19 protein-coding genes are annotated in these 18,935 nt (G+C 71.6%); 12 read left to right on the forward strand and 7 right to left on the reverse strand.

The window, feature by feature from the left end; translation table 11 throughout:
• Positions 1 to 13: 13 nt before the first annotated feature.
• Positions 14 to 676 carry a leucine efflux protein LeuE gene (leuE, locus tag SM447_RS02395; RefSeq protein ID WP_474571035.1) on the reverse strand — a complete coding sequence of 221 codons (663 nt, stop codon included), beginning with the start codon at positions 674 to 676 and terminating at the stop codon, positions 14 to 16.
• Complete coding sequence (locus SM447_RS02400) at positions 673 to 1,917, reverse strand: bifunctional pyridoxamine 5'-phosphate oxidase family protein/GNAT family N-acetyltransferase (protein WP_474571036.1); 1,245 nt, start codon at positions 1,915 to 1,917, stop codon at positions 673 to 675. Before SM447_RS02400 ends, leuE begins: the two co-directional genes overlap by 4 nt.
• A 34-nt stretch (positions 1,918 to 1,951) precedes the next feature.
• On the opposite strand from SM447_RS02400, the gene SM447_RS02405 reads away from it, so the two are divergent.
• The 9 genes from SM447_RS02405 to rny all read left to right on the forward strand — a co-directional run bounded on the left by SM447_RS02405 (position 1,952) and on the right by rny (position 11,640).
• Entirely contained in the window at positions 1,952 to 3,292 is a 1,341-nt protein-coding gene (locus tag SM447_RS02405) for an aminotransferase class I/II-fold pyridoxal phosphate-dependent enzyme (protein ID WP_474571037.1), read from the forward strand.
• A gap of 214 nt (positions 3,293 to 3,506) precedes the next feature.
• Positions 3,507 to 4,208 (forward strand): UdgX family uracil-DNA binding protein, encoded by a 702-nt coding sequence (locus tag SM447_RS02410; RefSeq protein WP_474571038.1) that lies wholly within the window; start codon positions 3,507 to 3,509, stop codon positions 4,206 to 4,208.
• A 186-nt stretch (positions 4,209 to 4,394) separates the two neighbouring features.
• A complete protein-coding gene (locus SM447_RS02415; RefSeq protein WP_474571039.1) occupies positions 4,395 to 5,534 on the forward strand; it encodes an acyl-CoA dehydrogenase family protein in 1,140 nt (379 codons plus the stop codon).
• 66 nt (positions 5,535 to 5,600) lie between these two features.
• Positions 5,601 to 6,986, forward strand: a complete 1,386-nt coding sequence (locus tag SM447_RS02420; protein ID WP_474571040.1) for an MFS transporter — start codon at positions 5,601 to 5,603, stop codon at positions 6,984 to 6,986.
• Between the two features lie 4 nt (positions 6,987 to 6,990).
• Positions 6,991 to 7,191: a DUF3046 domain-containing protein gene (locus SM447_RS02425; RefSeq protein WP_474571041.1), complete on the forward strand. Its 201-nt coding sequence runs from the start codon at positions 6,991 to 6,993 to the stop codon at positions 7,189 to 7,191.
• A gap of 185 nt (positions 7,192 to 7,376) precedes the next feature.
• The gene (gene recA, locus SM447_RS02430; RefSeq protein WP_474571042.1) at positions 7,377 to 8,423 is read left to right on the forward strand and encodes a recombinase RecA; all 1,047 of its coding nucleotides are present in this window, start codon (positions 7,377 to 7,379) and stop codon (positions 8,421 to 8,423) included.
• A 9-nt stretch (positions 8,424 to 8,432) separates the two neighbouring features.
• Complete coding sequence (locus SM447_RS02435; RefSeq protein ID WP_474571043.1) at positions 8,433 to 9,167, forward strand: regulatory protein RecX; 735 nt, start codon at positions 8,433 to 8,435, stop codon at positions 9,165 to 9,167.
• 563 nt (positions 9,168 to 9,730) lie between these two features.
• On the forward strand, positions 9,731 to 9,877 hold the full coding sequence (locus SM447_RS02440) for a hypothetical protein (RefSeq protein ID WP_474571044.1): 147 nt from the start codon (positions 9,731 to 9,733) through the stop codon (positions 9,875 to 9,877).
• Positions 9,874 to 11,640, forward strand: coding sequence for a ribonuclease Y (rny, locus tag SM447_RS02445; RefSeq protein WP_474571045.1), 1,767 nt, complete (start codon positions 9,874 to 9,876; stop codon positions 11,638 to 11,640). The genes SM447_RS02440 and rny overlap by 4 nt, the downstream gene beginning before the upstream one ends.
• 54 nt (positions 11,641 to 11,694) lie before the next feature.
• Here rny and SM447_RS02450 read toward each other — a convergent pair whose 3' ends face one another.
• The 4 genes from SM447_RS02450 to SM447_RS02465 all read right to left on the reverse strand — a co-directional run bounded on the left by SM447_RS02450 (position 11,695) and on the right by SM447_RS02465 (position 15,011).
• Positions 11,695 to 12,591, reverse strand: coding sequence for an amino acid ABC transporter permease (locus SM447_RS02450; RefSeq protein ID WP_474571046.1), 897 nt, complete (start codon positions 12,589 to 12,591; stop codon positions 11,695 to 11,697).
• Positions 12,591 to 13,265, reverse strand: a complete 675-nt coding sequence (locus SM447_RS02455; protein ID WP_474571047.1) for an amino acid ABC transporter permease — start codon at positions 13,263 to 13,265, stop codon at positions 12,591 to 12,593. The genes SM447_RS02450 and SM447_RS02455 overlap by 1 nt, the downstream gene beginning before the upstream one ends.
• An 81-nt stretch (positions 13,266 to 13,346) precedes the next feature.
• Complete coding sequence (locus tag SM447_RS02460; protein ID WP_474571048.1) at positions 13,347 to 14,204, reverse strand: glutamate ABC transporter substrate-binding protein; 858 nt, start codon at positions 14,202 to 14,204, stop codon at positions 13,347 to 13,349.
• 60 nt (positions 14,205 to 14,264) lie between these two features.
• Positions 14,265 to 15,011, reverse strand: coding sequence for an amino acid ABC transporter ATP-binding protein (locus SM447_RS02465; RefSeq protein WP_474571049.1), 747 nt, complete (start codon positions 15,009 to 15,011; stop codon positions 14,265 to 14,267).
• A 187-nt stretch (positions 15,012 to 15,198) separates the two neighbouring features.
• On the opposite strand from SM447_RS02465, the gene selD reads away from it, so the two are divergent.
• Positions 15,199 to 16,188: a selenide, water dikinase SelD gene (gene selD, locus SM447_RS02470; protein ID WP_474571050.1), complete on the forward strand. Its 990-nt coding sequence runs from the start codon at positions 15,199 to 15,201 to the stop codon at positions 16,186 to 16,188.
• Between the two features lie 218 nt (positions 16,189 to 16,406).
• On the forward strand, positions 16,407 to 16,886 hold the full coding sequence (locus SM447_RS02475) for a hypothetical protein (protein ID WP_357590439.1): 480 nt from the start codon (positions 16,407 to 16,409) through the stop codon (positions 16,884 to 16,886).
• Positions 16,887 to 17,012: 126 nt separating this feature from the next.
• Here SM447_RS02475 and SM447_RS02480 read toward each other — a convergent pair whose 3' ends face one another.
• On the reverse strand, positions 17,013 to 17,231 hold the full coding sequence (locus SM447_RS02480) for a DUF2277 domain-containing protein (protein WP_474571051.1): 219 nt from the start codon (positions 17,229 to 17,231) through the stop codon (positions 17,013 to 17,015).
• Positions 17,232 to 17,283: 52 nt separating this feature from the next.
• Between SM447_RS02480 and miaB the strand changes: the two genes are divergently transcribed.
• Entirely contained in the window at positions 17,284 to 18,786 is a 1,503-nt protein-coding gene (miaB, locus tag SM447_RS02485) for a tRNA (N6-isopentenyl adenosine(37)-C2)-methylthiotransferase MiaB (protein ID WP_474571052.1), read from the forward strand.
• The last annotated feature ends 149 nt before the right edge of the window (positions 18,787 to 18,935 follow it).

The raw sequence follows: 18,935 nt of genomic DNA on the forward strand, positions 1-18,935 counted from the left end.
GCCGCGCCGCTCCTCAGCCCTGGGCGAGCTTGAGGCCGAAGCCGAGGAAGAGGGCGCCCACGGCGGTGGTCGCGCCGGCGGCCAGCCGGCGACGCCGGCTGAACTGGGCGGCCAGGAACGTGCCCGCGAAGATCAGCGCGGTCAGGTAGAGCGCGCTGGTCACCTGGGCGATCAGACCGAGCAGCAGGAACGACAGCGCGGGCCAGGGATAGGTCGGGTCGACGAACTGGATGAAGAACGAGACGAAGAACAGGATCGCCTTCGGGTTCAGCAGGCTGATCACCAGCGCCTTGCGGAACGGGCTGCGCGTCGACGCCGGCTCCGCGGCGTCGATCAGCCGCGGCGTGCTCGGGTCGTTGCGGTCCCGCCAGCGCCGCCACGCTCCGCGCAGCATGGTCAACCCCACATAGCCCAGGTACGCGGCACCCGCGTACTTGATCACGAGGAAGATCGGCGGGTACGCCTTGAGCAGCGACGCCACCCCAGCCGCGGAGAGGAACATGAGTACCGCGTCGCCGACCCAGACCCCGCTCGCCGCCTGGTAGCCCACGCCGACCCCGCGTCGCGCGGCGGTGGAGAGGACGAACAGCGAGTTGGGTCCGGGCAGCAGCACGATGGCCACGGTGCCCAGCACGTACGTCCAGATGTCGGTGATCCCCAGCACGTCCGACATCATCGGGCCGAGGAGGCCCTCGCGCGAAGCCTTTCCCGCAGGCTGACCTGTGCGTTCGGCCACTCGTCGACGGTCATCGAATACTGCACGGTGTCTCGCCACGAGCCGTCCGGGCGCAACCGGTGCATCCGCAGCACCCCCTCCCGGCGGGCGCCGAGCCGTTCGATCGCGCGCTGCGAGCGTTCGTTGCGGATGTCGGTGTGCCAGACCACCCGGACCGCGCCCAACTCGTCGAAGGCGCGGGCGAGCAGCAGCAGCTTCGCCTCGGTGTTGATCCCGGTACGCCACCAGGGCCGGCCGAGCGCGGTGTGCCCGATCGCCACCGACCGGCGCTCCGGGTCGATCTCGTAGTACGAGGTGGTGCCGACCACCGCACCGGTGACCGCGCAGCGCTGCGCCCAGGCGACCCGTTCCAGCCGGTGCTGCTCGGCCAGGGCCGCAACGATCACGTCCCGCAGCTGTCCCGGTCCGTTCGGCAGCGGCCGGCTCAGGTGCCGCCAGACCTCCGGGTCGGCGGTCGCGGCGTACAAGTCGTCGGTGTGGCTCAGGTCCAGCGGCTCCAGCAGCACATGGTCGCCGCGCAGCGCCGCCGGCTCGTGCCAGGGCGACGGGGCCGGCCGCAGGTAGGACGGCACCGGCCTGGTGACCCCGACGTCGGGCTCCGGCGCTCCGGGAGTCAGTCGCAGCGGCACCACCCCGGCCCAGTGCGCCAGGTCGAGGTCGGTCGGCTCGTCGCGTACCCCGCCGCTGCGGGTGCGCAGCGACACCTCCGTCAGCGGCAGCGCCAGCACGGCGGTCTCGGCCAGCTCCCGCCGGTTCGGCGGACGGCTGTCCGCCGCGCGGCCGGCACCCACCTTCTCCACCAGGGCGGTCAGCACCTCGGCCTTCTCGCCTGGGTCGGTGACCAGGTGGGCGGTGCCGTGCGCGACCACCGACCGGTAGTTGGCGCTGTGGTGGAACTGGGAGCGGCCGTAGACCAGCCCGTCGAGCAGGGTGACGGCCACGCAGACCGGCAGGCCGTCGGCGCGGGCGGCGAGCAGCGGTCGGCTACCGGTGGAGCCGTGCAGGTAGAGCGTGTCGCCGACACGTACGTGGAGCGTGGGCAGCACGCGGGGTTCACCGTCCACGGTGAACCCGAGCGCGCAGTGGTACGCCTCGTCGAGCACGGCGTGCGCGGCGACCCGGTCGTAGCTCATCCGCTCCCGTGAGCGGCTGGCCGTGGTGCGGGTGGTCTGCGGGTACATGCTTCCACCTTTGTTCTAGTACAATCCCATCTTTGTGTCAGCACGCTATCAGGTGACCGGTGCGACGGCCGTCGATATTTCGGCCAGCATCGAGTCCGGCATCCGCGACGCCGCCCTCACCCCCGGCGACCCACTGCCACCGGTTCGCACACTCGCCGCCGAACTGGCCGTCAGCCCGGCCACCGTCTCCCGCGCCTACGCCGACCTGCGTCGTCGCGGACTCATCGTCACCGCCGGCCGGCACGGCACCCGGGTACGCCCCCGACCACCCGTCGCCGCCCGTCGGGCCGCCCTGCACCCGCCGCCCGCACCCGGCCTGCGCGACCTGTCCCGAGGCGAGCCCGACCTGCGACTGCTGCCCCCGCTGCGTCGGCACCTGTCCGCCCTCGCCGGTGCCGCCGCCGACCCGGTGGGCTACCCCGACCTCGGTGTGCTGCCCGAGATGGCCGAGGTGGCCGGGGCGCGGCTGGCCGCCGACGGGGTGCCGGCCGCCGGGCTGGCCCTCACCGGCGGTGCCCTGGACGGCATCGAACGCCTGCTCGGCGCCCACCTGCGGCACGGCGACGCGGTCGCCGTGGAGGACCCCGGCTGGGCCGCCCTGCTCGACCTCGTCGCCGCCCTCGGGCTGCGGCCGATCGGGGTGCCGATCGACGACGACGGGCCGATCGTCGCGGGAGTCGCCGCCGCGCTCGCCGCCGGTGCGCGAGCGCTGATCGTGACCAGCCGGGCCCAGAACCCCACCGGCGCGGCGATCTCCGCCAACCGGGCCGACGCCCTGCGCACCCTGCTCGCCGGACGCGCCGACCTGCTGCTGATCGAGGACGACCACGCCGCCGAGCTGGCCCGCGTACCGCTGCATCCGCTCGCCGGCGCGACCACCCACTGGGCCTTCCTCCGCTCGGTCAGCAAGCCCTTCGGCCCCGACCTGCGGCTGGCCGTACTGGCTGGGGACGAGACCACGGTGGCCCGGGTGGCCGGCCGGATCCGGATCGGCGCCGGCTGGGTCTCCACCGTGCTGCAACGGCTCGTGCTGTCCCTCTGGCACGACCCGGAGGTGACCGCCCTGGTCGACCGGGCGGCGGAAAGCTACGAACGGCGCCGCGCGGCCCTGGTCGCCGCCCTGACCGCCCGGGGCCTGCCCGCCCACGGACGCACCGGCATCAACGTCTGGGTGCCGGTGGACGACGAGACCAGCGCGCTGACCGCCCTGCGCGACGCCGGCTGGGCGGTCGCGCCGGGCGCGCTCTACCGGATCGCCGGCCCGCCGGGGCTGCGCATCACCGTCAGCGACCTGAACGAGGAGGAGATCCCCGCACTCGCCGAGACGATCCTCCGCGCCGCCCGCCCCACCCCTCCACCCGGCTTCACCGCCTGACCGCCCCCTCGCCCCCGCGCACCGGGCGCGGTGGTGAGGCAGCACTTTCCCCGAAGTTGTTGGGTGGGCGCGGGGGTGAGGCAGCAGTTTCCCCGAAGTTGCTGCCTTGGCGCAGGTCCGCGGTACGAGACAGGCGGCAGAGAGGGCACACGCGCGAGGTGGGACTCCTGGACCAGCCGGGCATCGTGCCGCCAACGGGTATATAACAGTCGCCATGGCCGAGACCGAGACCGCACCAGGCGCCCAGCAGTTCATCCCGCCGCAGGCCGGAACGCTCGACGAACTGCGCGCCGCCGCCACCGGCTGTCGAGGCTGCGAGCTGTACCGGGACGCCTCCCAGACCGTCTTCGGTCGGGGCGACGCCAGCGCCCGGGTGGTTTTCGTCGGTGAACAGCCCGGTGACATGGAGGACCAGAAGGGGCTGCCCTTCGTGGGCCCCGCCGGCCGGCTGCTCCGCAAGGCGGTCGACGACGCCGGGCTCGACCCGGGACACATCTACCTCACCAACGCGGTCAAACACTTCCGCTTCGAGCTGCGCGGCAAGCGGCGGATCCACCAGACCCCCGACCGGGTGCACATCACCGCCTGCCGGCCCTGGTTGGTCGCCGAGTTCGCCCAGCTGAACCCGGAAGTGGTCGTGGTGCTCGGGGCGACCGCCGCCAAGGCCCTGCTCGGGCCGGCCTTCCGGGTCACCCGCCAGCGCGGTGAACTGCTGCCCTGGCCGGCCGCCGCGCAACACCCCGAGGACTTCCAGCGGGTACCGGTCGACAACGCCGGAGGGACCACGGACGCGCCGCCGGCCCGACTGCTGGCCACCATCCATCCCTCCGCCGTGCTACGTGCCGACAACCAGGACGTCGCGTACGACGGGCTGGTCGCCGACCTCACCGTGGTCGCCCGCGCCCTCGCCGGCTGACCTGCCGCCCTCACCCTCAACCACCACGCGCCGCGCCGACCACGCGCGCCGCGCCGACCACGCGCGCCGGGCCGACCACGCGCGCCGGGCCGACCACGCGCGCCGGGCCGACCACGCGCGCCGGGCCGACCACGCGCGCCGGGCCGACCACCCGCCGAGGTCGCGGACGGTGCCACACTTGCCGGCATGCAGCAGCATCTCTACGACCGTGACCACGACGAGTTCCGGGAGCTGTGCCGCACGTTCCTGAACCGGGAGGCGGTGCCGCACCACGAACGCTGGGAGGCCGACGGCATCGTCGATCGGGAGGTGTGGCGCAAGGCCGGCGCCGCCGGGCTGCTCGGCCCGGACGTCGACCAGAGCTACGGCGGTGGCGGGCAGCGCGACTTCCGGTACAACGCGGTCCTCGTCGAGGAGATCGTCAACGCCGGCTGCTCCGGGCTCGGCTTCGGCCTGCACAACGACGTGGTGGCGCCGTACCTGACCGAGCTGACCACCGAGGAGCAGCGCAAGCGCTGGCTGCCCCGGTTCTGCTCCGGCGACCTGGTCACCGCCATCGCGATGAGCGAACCCGGGGCCGGCTCGGACCTGGCCGGCGTACGCACCACCGCCGCGCGCGACGGCGACAGCTACGTGCTCAACGGGCAGAAGACGTTCATCACCAACGGAGAACTGGCCGACCTGGTGATCGTGGTCGCCCGTACCGCCGACGAGGGTGCCCACGGCGTGAGCCTGATCGTGGTGGAGACCGGAACCGACGGTTTCACCCGGGGCCGTCGCCTGGCGAAGGTCGGGTTGAAGGCCAACGACACGGCCGAACTCTTCTTCGACGACTGCCGGGTGCCGGCGGAGAACCTCATCGGCACCGAGAACCACGGCTTCTACCACCTGATGGCCAACCTGCCCCGGGAACGGCTCAGTATCGCGGTCGCCGCGGTCGCCGCCGCGGAGCGGCTGCTGGCCCTCACCCTCGACCACGCGCGCACCCGGGAGGCGTTCGGCCGGCCGATCGGGAAGTTCCAGCACAACCGCTTCCTTCTCGCCGAGCTGGACACCGAGGTCACCATCGCGCGGACCTTCGTCAACCACTGCGTCGCCGAGTTCAACGCCGGCCGGCTGTCGGTGACCGACGCGGCCAAGGCGAAGTGGTGGACCACCGAGCTGCAGAACCGGGTCGCCGACCGGTGCGTGCAACTGCACGGTGGGTACGGTTTCATGCTGGAGTACCCGGTGGCACGGGCCTGGCTGGACAGCCGGGTGCAGACCATCTACGGCGGCACCACGGAGATCATGAAGGAGATCATCGGCCGCGGCCTGGGGCTGTGACGAAACCGGGCTGCCGCCCGGCCGGCCGGTGCGAAAGGATGGGCACCCCTTGCCGAGGAGTCTCCGTTGGCCACTGACCTGACGACCCCACTGCCGGCGCACCCGGACGTCGCGCCGATCCAGCGGCGTACCCTGCGCCTGCTCTTCACCACCCAGGTCGTCGGCGGCATCGGGGTGACCATCGGCATCGCCGTCGGCGCGCTGCTGGCCGCCGAGATCGCCGGCACCGCCGTGGCCGGTCTGGCGCAGAGCGCCGCCGTGATCGGTGCCGCCCTGCTCGCCATCCCGGTCACCCGGATCATCACCGGGCGCGGCCGCCGACCCGGCCTGGCCTTCGCGTACGGCGTCGGCGCGCTGGGCGGGGTGCTGGTGGTGCTCGCCGCGGCGACCCGGTCGGTCCCGCTGCTCTTCCTCGGCATGCTGCTCTTCGGCGGCGGCTCCGCCGCCAACCTCCAGGCCCGTTACGCCGCGGTGGACCTCGCCGAACCGGACCGTCGCGCCCGGCAGCTCTCGCTGATCGTCTGGGCCACCACCATCGGCGCGGTGGCCGCCCCGAACTTCGCCGCGCTCGCCGACCGCACCACCAGCGGTTGGGGACTGCCGGCGTTGTCCGGCCCGTTCGCGTTCAGCGCCGTCGCGTTCGTGCTCGCCGCCGGCGTACTGCTGCTGTGGTTGCGGCCCGACCCACTGCTCACCGCCCGCCGACTCGCGGCGGCCCGTGCCGGCGAACCCGAGCCGGCCTCGGCACCCATCGCCGCACCGGCGTCGACCGCGCCCGAGCCTGCCCCGCCCGGCACGGTTCCGGCGGCGGCCGAGCCGGTCGCCGCACCGCCGCCGGCCCGGCGCGGCGCGGGCATGCGTGCCGCCTGGTCGGTGGTACGCGCCCGACCCGCCGCCCGGCTCGGCGTCGCCGCCGTGGCCGTGGGCCACCTGGTGATGGTCGCGGTGATGGCGATGACCCCGGTGCACCTGCGGGAGTACTACGCCGTCGACGAGGTGCTGCCGGTCGTCGGCCTGGTGCTGAGCCTGCACATCGCCGGCATGTACGCGCTGGCGCCGGTGGTCGGCTGGCTCACCGACCGGCTCGGCCGGCGCCCGGTCATCATCGGTGGGATCGGTACGCTGCTGGCCGCCTGCGCGGTCGCCGGGACCGCCGGGCACCACACCCCCCGGCTCACCGTCGGGCTCATCCTGCTCGGGCTCGGCTGGTCGGCGACCATGGTCGCCGGTTCCACCCTGCTGTCGGAATCGGTGCCGGACGCGGTGCGGCCCGGCGCGCAGGGCCTGTCCGACCTGCTCATGGGGCTGGCCGGGGCGTTGGCCGGAGCGCTGAGCGGGTTTGTCATGCAACTGGCGGGTTATCCGGTGCTGACCCTGCTCGCCGCGGTCGCGGTGGCGCCCCTGCTGGCGCTAGCGTTGCGGCCGGTGGGTGCACCGGACAAGGAGGACTGATCACGTGCGGCTGACCGACTTCTGGGCGCGCCTGGCCGAGGCGTTCGGGCCGGCGTACGCGGCCAGCATCGCCAGCGACCAGGTGCTGTCGGAGCTCGGCGGGCGGACCATCGAGCAGGCCCTCGCGGCCGGCACGGAGACGCACGTGGTGTGGCGCGCGGTGGTCGCCGCCTATCCCGACCGGGTTCCCGCCCGGCTACGCTGAGCATCCGATTCGTTACTTCCGCGTGTCCCTTGCCGACTCGTACACCTGTTCGGCTATTGTCCACAGCGGGGTGCTCGTCCACAGGCCACGGCCCGTCGGCTGGTTTTCTGTCGGACCCAGCGCCTAGCGTGTCCCGCGTGACGCGAAGCTCAGGAAAGACGCCGGCGAAGGCAGGGGTGGCAACGATGGCGGCAGGACCTGACCGGGAGAAGGCGCTCGACCTTGCTCTCGCTCAGATCGACAAGCAGTTCGGCAAGGGCTCGGTGATGCGCCTAGGGGAGCGGCCGGTCATCCAGACCTCGGTCATTCCCACCGGTTCCATCGCGCTCGACGTGGCGCTCGGCGTGGGCGGTCTGCCCCGTGGCCGGGTCGTCGAGGTGTACGGCCCGGAGAGCAGCGGTAAGACCACGGTCGCCCTGCACGCGGTGGCGAACGCCCAGCGGTCCGGCGGCATCGCCGCCTTCATCGACGCCGAGCACGCACTCGACCCGGAGTACGCCAAGGCCCTCGGTGTCGACACCGACGCCCTGCTGGTCTCCCAGCCGGACACCGGCGAGCAGGCGCTGGAGATCGCGGACATGCTGGTCCGCTCCGGTGCGATCGACATCATCGTGATCGACTCGGTCGCCGCGCTGGTGCCGCGCGCCGAGATCGAGGGCGAGATGGGCGACAGCCACGTGGGTCTGCAGGCCCGGCTGATGAGCCAGGCGCTGCGGAAGATCACCGGTGTGCTCAACAACACCGGCACCACCGCGATCTTCATCAACCAGCTCCGCGAGAAGATCGGGGTCATGTTCGGCAGTCCCGAGACGACCACGGGTGGGCGGGCGTTGAAGTTCTACGCCTCGGTCCGGCTCGACGTGCGGCGCATCGAGAGCCTGAAGGACGGCACCGACGTGGTCGGTAACCGCACCCGGGTCAAGGTCGTGAAGAACAAGGTCGCGGCCCCGTTCAAGCAGGCCGAGTTCGACATCATGTACGGCAAGGGCATCTCCCGCGAGGGCTCGCTGATCGACGTCGGCGTCGAGCAGTCGATCATCCGCAAGTCCGGTGCCTGGTACACCTACGAGGGCGACCAGCTCGGCCAGGGCAAGGAGAAGGCCCGCGAGTTCCTCCGGGAGAACCCGGACGTGGCCGCCGAGATCGAGAAGAAGATCCTGGAGAAGCTCGGCGTCGGGGTCGGCGCGGGCGACGCCGCCGGTGGCCCGGAGCTGCCGCCGGTCGACTTCTGATCCTGACCTGTGGCAGGACGACGTGCCCGCACGGGGCGGGGCTGGGATGCCAGCCCGTCCCGCGCGGGCGACGCCACACCGCGTCCCCGGCGAGGCCGCCGCGCCGCCGGGGACGGGTCCGACCCGGGTGACCCGGCGTCGGGCAGCGCCCGGGACGACGCCCGCCGGCGCGGTGCCTCGGCACGCGGCGGCGTACCCTCCGCCCCTCGCGACGAGGCCGAGGTGGCCCGGGAGATCTGTCTGCGGCAGCTCGCGGTGCGTCCGCGTACCCGCGCCGAGTTGACCGCCGCGTTGGCTCGGCGGGGCATCTCCGAGGAGACCGCCGACCAGGTCCTCGACCGGTACGACGAGGTCGGCATCATCGACGACGCCGCGTTCGCCCGGGCCTGGGTGAGCAGCCGGCACGCCGGCCGTGGGCTGGCCCGCCGGGCGCTGGCCAACGAGTTGCGGCAGCGCGGCGTGGACGGCGACACGGCCAGCGAGGCGTTGGGCGAGCTGGACGAGGCCACCGAGGCGGAGACCGCGCGTGCCCTGGTGGAGCGGAAGCTGCGCACCGCGCGGGGTGAGCCGGACGCGGTGTTCCGGCGGCTGGTCGGCATGTTGGCCCGCAAGGGCTACCCGGCCGGCGTGGCGATCCGGGCGGTGAAGGACGCGATCGCCGCGCAGAGCGCCGAGGCGGCCGAGTTCGCCGAGCAGATCGACGCCGACGCGCTCGCAGACGCCGAGGGCGAGATCGACCGCTGACGCCTCGTCGGCGTGACCAGCCCCGATGAGTCAACTCGAGGGTGCTTGTTCGTCTTTTTTGCCCACTGGCGTCCGAGTATTCATCGCCGGAGGGTGACTGGTTAACTTCTCTCCGTCCGGGTGGTTTGATCATGACTTCTTGACCGGAGGCCGGTTGAGACCTAGCCTCGCCATAAAGGCTCACATTGCCCGACCAGCGCAGGCTAAGCGCACAACATAGATCCCGTAACAACACAGCATCACTTTGGCCGGCACATCGGCCGCGTACGTCAGCTCCGGACAGGCCGGTCCGGGCTTACGTGACAGTGCACCCGGCCCGCCGACGGCCCCAGGGACGTCGGCGGAGGAAGCCACCCCACGGCCATGCGCTCCGGTCGGGCGTCCAGAGTCGCAGGAGCATGCCCACCCGGCAGGCTGTTGCGGCGCGACGGTTCAGGGGAGGCGCGCCATGGCGAGGCGGCAGAGGTTCACCGGAGTCCCGGCATGAGCGAGCGGAGCGAGCCGACCTTCAGGCCCCGTCCGGCGCTGCCCGCTGGCGGCGCGCGACGGAGCGGAGCGCCGGCATGAGCGGGGGGCCGGGCGCTCCCGGCGCGGCGGAGCCGGGGGCGACCGACGACGGTGAGCAGAGTTCGGGGTCGCCGGGTCGGCACCCGGTGTCGCCGGCTCAGGCCGCACAGGTCCGCGACGGACGTGACGGGGCCGCCGTATGAGCGCCTTCGATGTCGCGCTCCTGGCGGCCGTGCTGGTGTTGACACTCGTGGTGCTCGGCGCCGTCTTCCTCGGGCTGCGGTTGTTGCGGAGCTTGCAGGCGCGTCCAATGCCGGAGGATCCGGCGTACGTCGCGGAGAAGGACCGCCAGGAGCAGTCCCTGGCCGCGCTGCGTACCGCCGCCGACGAGGCGAACAGCACCATCGACGTGGCGAAGTCCGCGGCGGCGGCGGCCCGCACCGAGGCGGCGGCGGCCAAGGCCGAGGCGAAGGCCGCCCGCGCGGAGGCACGTCGGGTGCTCGACGACGCTCGCGCCGAGGCGGACACGGTGCTCGAACGGGCGCACAAGCAGGCCGAGGCGGATGCCGAGCAGCTGCGGACCGCGGCCCGGCGCAGCGGCGAGCGGGAGGTGGCGGTGCTCGCCGCGACCACCCGGGAGCAGGCCGCCGAGGTGGAGCGGCGGGCGACCCGGATGGACGAGCGGGAGCGGCTGCACACCGAGGAGGTGGAGCGGCTCGCCGAACGGGAACGCCAGTTGACCGCGGCGAATGCCGCCCTGGCCGCCCGCGAGGCGGCGCTGGCCGAGCGGGAGGCCGAGCTCGCCGAGGCGGAGAACCAGCGCCGGCGGGAGCTGGAGCGGGTGGCCGGGTTGACCGCCGACGCGGCCCGTGCCGAGCTGGTGGAGGCGATCGAGGTCCAGGCGAAGCGGGAGGCCGCCCTGCTGGTCCGGGACATCGAGTCTGACGCCAGATCCACCGCCGAGCAGCGGGCCCGGCACATCGTGGTCGACGCCATCCAGCGGGTGGCCAGCGAGCAGACCGCCGAGAGCGTGGTGAGTGTGCTGCATCTGCCGGGCGACGAGATGAAGGGGCGGATCATCGGCCGGGAGGGCCGCAACATCCGGGCCTTCGAGTCGGTCACCGGGGTCAATCTGATCATCGACGACACGCCCGAGGCCGTCCTGCTGTCGTGCTTCGACCCGGTGCGTCGGGAGGTCGGCCGGCTCACCTTGGAGAAGCTGGTGCTCGACGGCCGGATCCACCCGCACCGGATCGAGGAGGTGCACGAGCTGGCCCGGCAGGAGGTGGACCAGCTCTGCCACCGGGCCGCCGAGGACGCCCTGGTGGAGGTCGGCATCACCGAGATCCACCCGGAGCTGGTCACGCTGCTGGGCCGGTTGCGGTACCGCACCTCGTACGGGCAGAACGTGCTCAAGCACCTTGTGGAGACCGCGCACATCGCCGGTGTGATGGCCGCCGAGCTGCGCCTGGACGTGCCGTTGATCAAGCGGTCGGCGTTCCTGCACGACATCGGCAAGGCGCTGACGCACGAGGTGGAGGGCAGCCACGCCATCATCGGTGCGGACGTGGCCCGCAAGTACGGCGAGAGCGAGGACGTGGTCCACGCCATCGAGGCGCACCACAACGAGGTGCCGCCGCAGACCGTGGAGGCGGTGCTCACCCAGGCGTCGGACGCCTGCTCCGGCGGCCGGCCGGGGGCCCGGCGGGAGAGCCTGGAGGCGTACGTCAAGCGGCTGGAACGCATCGAGGAGATCGCGGCCGGCAAGCAGGGCGTGGAGAAGGTCTTCGCCATGCAGGCGGGCCGGGAGATCCGGGTGATGGTCAAGCCCGACGACGTCGACGACATCGGCGCGGCGGTGCTGGCCCGGGACGTGGCGAAGCAGGTCGAGGAGGAGCTGACCTATCCGGGTCAGATCCGGGTGACGGTGGTCCGCGAGTCCCGGGTCACCGAGATCGCCCGCTGACTCGGTAGAAAAGCGGCGCCGGCCTGATGGCCGGCGCCGCCTTCGTTGTCGGGCTCAGCCCTGCGGTTCGACGATGGTGCCGTCACCGCCGGGTGCGGCGTTGGCGGGGGCGACCGGGCCGGTCTGCCTCGGCATCCGGAAGGCGCGGACGCGGGTGCGCCGGTCCAGCCAACCGGCGAACCAGGTGAGCAGCGAGTTGATCACGATATAGATCACGGCGGCCACGATCGCGCAGGCGATGATGTTGCCGTAGTTGGCGGCGAGGTCGTTGACGCCGCGCTGGAGCAGCTCCGGGTAGGCCACGATGTAGCCGAGCGCGGTGTCCTTGAGCAGCACCACCAGTTGGCTGACGATGATCGGCAGCATGGCCCGGGCGGCCTGCGGGAGCAGGATCAGCCGCATCACCTGGTTCTTGCGCATGCCGACCGCGTACGCCGCCTCGGACTGCCCGCCGGGGACGGCCCGGATGCCGGCCCGGAACGCCTCGGCCAGCACCGAACCGTTGTAGAGGGTCAGGCCGATCACCACGGCCCAGAAGGCGGTCACCGGACCCTGAATGAGGAACGGCACGCCGTAGAAGATGAAGAAGATCATCAGCAGCAGCGGTACGGCGCGGAAGAACTCCACCACCATGCCGGCCGGCACGCTGACCCACTTGTGGTCGGAGAGCCGGCCGAAGGCGAAGACGACGCCGAAGGCGAGCGAGAGCACCATGCCGACGCCGGCCGCCTTCAGGGTTGCCCACAGGCCCGGCAGGATGAACTGCGTCCAGGTGGTCGACCGGGTGAACGGTTCCCACAGCCGGGCTTCCCACTGGTTGGCCTGGTCGAACTTGGTGTAGATCCAGTACAGCAGGCCGAGCAGCGCGATGCCGAAGAGGACGCTGAACATCGCGTTGCGTACCTTGGCCCGGGGGCCGGGGTGGTCGTAGAGGACGTTGCTGGTGCTCATCAGCGCTTCACCGCCAGACGGTTGGCCAGCCAGCCGAAGAAGTAGCCGGTGGGGATGAGCAGCGCGGCGAACGTGCCGGCGAAGACCAGGAAGATCACGATGACGGCGTCACCGTTGAAGTTGATCAGGTCCTTCATGACGTTCGAGGACTCCATCAACCCGATGGTGCCGACGATGGTGGCGTTCTTGCAGAGTGCGATCAGGATGCTGCCGAAGGGCGCGACCACCGAGCGTGCCGCCTGTGGCAGTACCACGATCCGTAGCGTCTGGGCGAAGGAGAGCCCGATCGCCCGGGCTGCCTCGGCCTGGCCGGTCGGCACCGTGTTGATGCCCGAGCGGATCGCCTCGCAGACGAAGGCGGCGGTGTAGGTCGACAGGCCGATCACGCCGAGCCAGTAGATGTTCAGGTTCAGGTCCTGCGACAGGCTCAGGCCCAGGGTGGCGTAGACGCCGAAGTAGCAGAAGAAGATGACCAGCGTCAGCGGCGTGTTACGGAAGATGTTGACCCAGGCCGCGCCGAAGCCGCGCAGCACGGGTACGGGGGAGACCCGCATCGCGGCCAGCAGTACGCCGATCACCAGCGCGCAGACCGCTGACGCACCGGTCAGCTTGAGGATCCAGAGGAAACCCGACAGGTACGCCTCGAAGTTGTCCGGATCAGTGAATACGTGCATGCTTCGGCTCCCGGGGCACGTGGCGGCGGCCGGTGACAGGCCGGAGCCGGCACCCGCACGGGGTGCCGGCTCCGGTACCGGTCAGACTGCGCCGCAGTGGGTCAGCTTGGTGGTGTCCAGCTCGGGCGCGGGGGTGCCGCTCTTGCCCAGGGTGGCGTCCCAGGCGGCCTTGTAGCTGCCGTCCTCGGCGGCGGCCTTGAGAATCTCGTTGACCTTCTCGCAGCCGGCGGTGTCGTCCTTCTTCAGGCCGATGCCGTACGGCTCGTCGGAGAAGGTGCTGCCGACGACCTTGAACTTGCCGGCGTACTGGTCCTGCGCGGCGTAGCCGGCGAGGATGATGTCGTCGGTGGTCACCGCGTCGACCTGGCCGTTCTCCAGCAGCGGAAGGCACTTGGAGTACGCGTCGAACTGCTGCAGCTTGGCGTCCGGGTAGTTCTCCTGGATCCGCTTGGCCGGGGTCGAGCCGGTCACCGAGCAGACCGTCTTACCGGCCAGCTGGTCCGGGCCGGTGAGCGTGGAGTCCGACTTGACCAGCAGGTCCTGGCCGGCGATGTAGTACGGGCCGGCGAAGTTGATCTTCTGCTTGCGCTCGTCGTTGATGGTGTAGGTGGCCACCACGAGGTCGACCGTGCCCTGCTCGATGAAGGGCTCCCGGTTGGCCGACACGGTGGTCTTCCACTCGATGCCGCTCTCCTCGACGCCGAGGCCCTTGGCGATGATCTTCCCGATCTCGATGTCGAAGCCCTCGTACTGGCTGCCGGTCTGCAGGCCCAGGCCGGGCTGGTCGGCCTTGACGCCGATGACCAGCTTCTTCTGGCTCTCGGCCTTGCCGACGACCCCGCCGGCGCCCGTGCCCTCGTCGCCGTCGCCGCCGCAGGCGGTCATCGTGACCGCGAGGCCGGCAACCGCGGCGATCGCCGCCATCCGCTTCATTCGCATACCTGTTCTCCTTCTTCGACTGGAGCCTGCCGGGTCACGGCCCGCTCCACTACCGGACGCCTAGTGGGTGAGGATTTTGGAGAGGAAGTCCTTGGCCCGCTCGCTGCGCGGGTTCGCGAAGAACTCCGTCGGAGCGGCATCCTCGACGAGCTTGCCGTCGGCCATGAAGATGACCCGGTTGGCGGCGTGCCGCGCGAAGCCCATCTCGTGGGTGACCACGACCATGGTCATGCCGTCGCGGGCTAGCGAGGTCATCACGTCCAGCACCTCGCCGACCATCTCCGGGTCCAGCGCGCTGGTCGGCTCGTCGAAGAGCATCGCCTTGGGCTGCATGGCCAGCGCGCGGGCGATCGCGGCGCGCTGCTGCTGGCCGCCGGAGAGCTGGGCCGGGTACTTCTCGGCCTGGTTGGCGATGCCGACCCGGTCGAGCAGGGCCAGACCGCGCTCGCGGGCCGCTGCCGGCTTCTCCTTGCGGACCTTGACCGGTCCGAGGGTGACGTTCTCCAGGATGGTCTTGTGCGCGAAGAGGTTGAACGACTGGAACACCATGCCGACCTCGCTGCGCAGCTTGGCCAGGGCCTTGCCCTCGGCCGGCAGCGCCTGCCCGTCGAAGGTGATGGTGCCGGAGTTGATCGGCTCCAGCCGGTTGATGGTGCGGCACAGGGTCGACTTGCCGGAGCCGGACGGGCCGATCACCACGACCACCTCGCCCCGCCCCACCGACAGTGAGACGTCGTCCAGCACGTGCAACGGCCCGAACCACTTGTTGACCGAGTCCAGCACGATGAGCGGTTCGCCCGTCGCCACGTCGTCTGTCCTCCTCGTCGCTCTCGGGAGTCGGTCGACCCCCGGTAGCGGCCACTGTAGGCGGGGTGACGTGGCGGAACACAACTCAGATGGTCACGGAGCGGTAACACCATCGGCGATCCGGTTCCGGAGTCCGAATTTGCTCCGCGCCGTGGCGTCCGACCCGGGTGACGGAGATCATGAAGGGATGACCGAGGCCGTGCGGCTGACCCGGTACGCCCGGGGCGGCGGGTGTGCGTGCAAGATCCCACCCGGCGAGCTGGAGGCGATGGTGGCCGGCCTCGGCCCGGCCTCCGGCGCCGCTGACCTGCTCGTCGGGCTCGATCACGGCGACGACGCCGCGGTGGTCCGGCTGGACGAGCGCACCGGCCTGGTGACCACCGCCGATTTCTTCACCCCGGTGGTCGACGACGCGTACGACTGGGGTCGGATCGCCGCCACCAACGCGCTCTCCGACGTGTACGCGATGGGCGGTAGCCCGCTGGTCGCGCTCAACCTGCTCTGCTGGCCGCGTGAGCTGCTGCCGCTGGAACTGGCGCGGGAGGTGCTGCGCGGCGGCCTGGACGTGGCCCGCGCGGCCGGCTGCCATCTGGCCGGCGGGCACAGCGTCGACGACGACGGCCCGAAGTACGGGCTGGCCGTGACCGGGCTGGTCCGGCCGGACGAGTTGATCACCCTCGACGCCGGGCGGGCCGGGCTGCCGCTGTCGTTGACCAAGCCGCTCGGCGTCGGCGTGCTCAACACCCGGCACAAGGCCACCGGCGAGAACTTTCCGGCGGCGGTGGCGGCGATGACCACGCTGAACCGGGACGGCGCGCGGGCGGCGGTGGCGGCCGGGGTGCGCTGCGGCACCGACGTGACCGGATTCGGTCTGCTCGGCCATGCCGCGAAACTGGCCCGGGCGAGTCGGGTGACCGTGGCGATCGACATCGCCCGGGTGCCGTACCTGGCCGGTGCCCGCGAGGCGGTCCGTGACGGGTACGTCAGCGGCGGCTCCCGCCGCAACCTGGAGTGGGTGACCCCGTGGACCGACTTCGGTGCGGCGGGTGAGGAGGACCGGCTGTTGCTGGCCGACGCGCAGACCTCCGGCGGGCTGTTGGTGGCCGGGGAGGTGCCGGGCGCCCCGGTGATCGGTGAGCTGCTGCCCCGGGGCGAGCACCGGATCGTGCTGCGCTGAGCGGAGTGGCCCGGGCCCGCGTGCCGTTGCGCAGGAGCGCGCACCATACCCGATAAACTGTCATCTTCCCGCTACCTGGAGCGATGAGGCTCGGGGAAATTTAGGCCAGAATGGTCACAGACCGGTAACTTGCCCCCGGCTGGGGGCAAATGCCCCCCACCATCGTCTGTAAGGCCCGATCCCGAGGCCGGTGGGGACGAGCACAGCGAGGAGACGGCATGACCGAGCTGTGGAACTGGAGAATCGACCAGGTACGACCGGTGGAGGTCTACCCGGCGCTGGCCGACGCGCTCGGTCGGGTGGTGATGCCGCTGGCGGTGGCGGATCCGCTCCGGCTGCCGACGTACGCGGTGGTCTGCGACGTCTGGCAGGCGCCGGGGGAGTTCGCCACGATCGTGGACTGCTACGGCGTACCGGACGGGCTTCCCGAACTGCCCAGCATCGCGGCGCTGGCCCGGTTGCTCGGCCGCAACTGCCTGCTGCGTGACGACACGCTCGACGACACCCGGCACCTGCTGGTCGCTCCCGACGGCAGCATCCGCCCGGTCCACTTCGACGTGCGGGAGACCGACGACGGTGAGGTGCTCAGCGACCGGCGGCTCTGCACCGAGGCCGACCCGCGCTGCCGGGGCTGGTCGCGGTGCCACCGCTCCCGCTGGGCCCCCGACTCCGTCAACCCCGCCCTCGCCGCCGCCTGAGGTGTAAGGAAGGGCCCCTTTTTAACGCCTGACGTATAGCAGGGGCCCCTTCTTAACAGGCCTCCCAGCTAGGGCGTTAACAAGGGGCCCTTCCTCTACCGCAGGCGTTAACAAGGGGCCCTTCCTTCACGCCTGGCGTGCGCCGCGGACGACCAGCTCGTCGAGCAGGGTGCGGGTGGCGGCGGCGACGGCGGCCACCGCGGTGTCGAACGCCTCGGCGTTGTGTGCCGCCGGGGCCCGGAACCCGGAGATCTTCCGGACGTACTGCAACGCCGCGGCCCGCACGTCCGCGTCGGTGACCTTCGGGGTGTACGGCTCACGCAGGGTCTTGATGCTGCGGCACATGGCTCCTCCTCGTTCCGTCCGATCCCTCGGGCCCGGATACGCTGTGCTCGTCATGACTACCGCAGCGGCGGGCGGCCCGCGCACCTATCAGGTGCGCACCTACGGCTGCCAGATGAACGTGCACGACTCCGAGCGCATTTCCGGCCTGCTGGAGCAGGCGGGTTACGTCCGCGCGGGCGAGGCCGACGACACCCCCGACGTGGTGGTGTTCAACACCTGCGCGGTCCGCGAGAACGCGGACAACCGACTGTACGGCAACCTCGGTCACCTGCGGCCGGTCAAGAACCGGCACCCGGGGATGCAGATCGCCGTCGGTGGTTGCCTCGCCCAGAAGGACCGTGGCGACATCGTCCGCCGGGCGCCCTGGGTCGACGTGGTCTTCGGCACCCACAACATCGGCTCGCTGCCGGTGCTGCTGGAGCGGGCCCGGCACAACGCCGCCGCCGAGGTGGAGATCCTCGAAGCCCTCGACGTCTTCCCGTCGACGCTGCCGACCCGCCGCGAGTCGACGTACGCCGGCTGGGTGTCGATCTCGGTGGGCTGCAACAACACCTGCACCTTCTGCATCGTGCCGTCGCTGCGCGGCAAGGAGAAGGACCGCCGCCCCGGCGACATCCTCAGCGAGGTGCGGGCGCTTGTCGACGAGGGCGTGCTGGAAGTGACCCTGCTCGGGCAGAACGTCAACTCCTACGGCGTCGAGTTCGGCGACCGGTACGCCTTCGGCAAGTTGCTGCGCGCCTGCGGCGAGATCGACGGGCTGGAGCGGGTGCGGTTCACCAGCCCGCACCCGAAGGACTTCACCGACGACGTGATCGCCGCGATGGCCGAGACGCCCAACGTCTGCCACTCGCTGCACATGCCGTTGCAGTCCGGCTCCGACCAGGTGCTGCGGGCGATGCGCCGTTCGTACCGGGCGGAGAAGTACCTGGGGATCATCGAGAAGGTCCGCGCGGCGATGCCGGACGCGGCCATCACCACGGACATCATCGTCGGCTTCCCCGGCGAGACCGAGGCGGACTTCGAGCGCACCCTCGATGTGGTCCGCGAGGCCCGGTTCGCCTCCGCCTTCACCTTCCAGTACTCGAAGCGGCCCGGCACCCCGGCCGCGACCATGGACGGCCAACTGCCCAAGCAGGTCGTGCAGGAGCGGTACGAGCGGCTGATCGCCTGCGTCGAGGAGATCACCTGGGCGGAGAACAAGAAACTCGTCGGTGAGACGGTCGAGGTGCTGGTCGCCGTGGGTGAGGGCCGCAAGGACGAGCGCACCGGCCGAATGTCCGGCCGCGCCCGCGACGGCCGCCTGGTGCACTTCGACGCCGGTTCGTTCGCCGGGTCGATCCGGCCGGGCGACATCGTGCAGACCACGGTCACCTACGCGGCACCGCACCACCTCAACGCCGACGGTGCGCCGCTGTCGCACCGGCGGACCCAGGCCGGCGACGCGGCCGAGGCGGGGCGTTCGCCACGTACCCCCGGGGTGTTGCTCGGGCTGCCGACAATCGGCGCGCCGGCCACGGTGCCCGAGCCGACGACCGGCTGCGCCGTCTCGCCCTGAGCTGGGTCGGTCTGCCTCCAGGCTTGAGCGCCCACAGGCAGGCGGTCATCCTCGCCTGGATCCGCCGGTAGCCGTCGTGGTCGAACCCGCTGCGGCCTCCACGTCACCGCGCGTCCTATTTCGACGGTGCCGACCTGTTCTGCGGTGTC

The sequence above is a fragment of the Micromonospora aridisoli genome (assembly GCF_056150025.1).

What these genes read in the sequence shown, in the direction of transcription:
- selD (WP_474571050.1), top strand. Translation starts at nt 15,199, where the DNA reads ATGACCGAGGCCGTGCGGCTGACCCGGTACGCCCGGGGCGGCGGGTGT.
- SM447_RS02440 (WP_474571044.1), top strand. Translation starts at nt 9,731, where the DNA reads ATGAGCGGGGGGCCGGGCGCTCCCGGCGCGGCGGAGCCGGGGGCGACC.
- SM447_RS02400 (WP_474571036.1), bottom strand. Translation starts at nt 1,917, where the DNA reads ATGTACCCGCAGACCACCCGCACCACGGCCAGCCGCTCACGGGAGCGG.
- SM447_RS02475 (WP_357590439.1), top strand. Translation starts at nt 16,407, where the DNA reads ATGACCGAGCTGTGGAACTGGAGAATCGACCAGGTACGACCGGTGGAG.
- leuE (WP_474571035.1), bottom strand. Translation starts at nt 676, where the DNA reads ATGATGTCGGACGTGCTGGGGATCACCGACATCTGGACGTACGTGCTG.
- SM447_RS02460 (WP_474571048.1), bottom strand. Translation starts at nt 14,204, where the DNA reads ATGCGAATGAAGCGGATGGCGGCGATCGCCGCGGTTGCCGGCCTCGCG.
- SM447_RS02415 (WP_474571039.1), top strand. Translation starts at nt 4,395, where the DNA reads ATGCAGCAGCATCTCTACGACCGTGACCACGACGAGTTCCGGGAGCTG.
- miaB (WP_474571052.1), top strand. Translation starts at nt 17,284, where the DNA reads ATGACTACCGCAGCGGCGGGCGGCCCGCGCACCTATCAGGTGCGCACC.
- recA (WP_474571042.1), top strand. Translation starts at nt 7,377, where the DNA reads ATGGCGGCAGGACCTGACCGGGAGAAGGCGCTCGACCTTGCTCTCGCT.
- SM447_RS02480 (WP_474571051.1), bottom strand. Translation starts at nt 17,231, where the DNA reads ATGTGCCGCAGCATCAAGACCCTGCGTGAGCCGTACACCCCGAAGGTC.
- SM447_RS02410 (WP_474571038.1), top strand. Translation starts at nt 3,507, where the DNA reads ATGGCCGAGACCGAGACCGCACCAGGCGCCCAGCAGTTCATCCCGCCG.
- SM447_RS02455 (WP_474571047.1), bottom strand. Translation starts at nt 13,265, where the DNA reads ATGCACGTATTCACTGATCCGGACAACTTCGAGGCGTACCTGTCGGGT.
- rny (WP_474571045.1), top strand. Translation starts at nt 9,874, where the DNA reads ATGAGCGCCTTCGATGTCGCGCTCCTGGCGGCCGTGCTGGTGTTGACA.
- SM447_RS02450 (WP_474571046.1), bottom strand. Translation starts at nt 12,591, where the DNA reads ATGAGCACCAGCAACGTCCTCTACGACCACCCCGGCCCCCGGGCCAAG.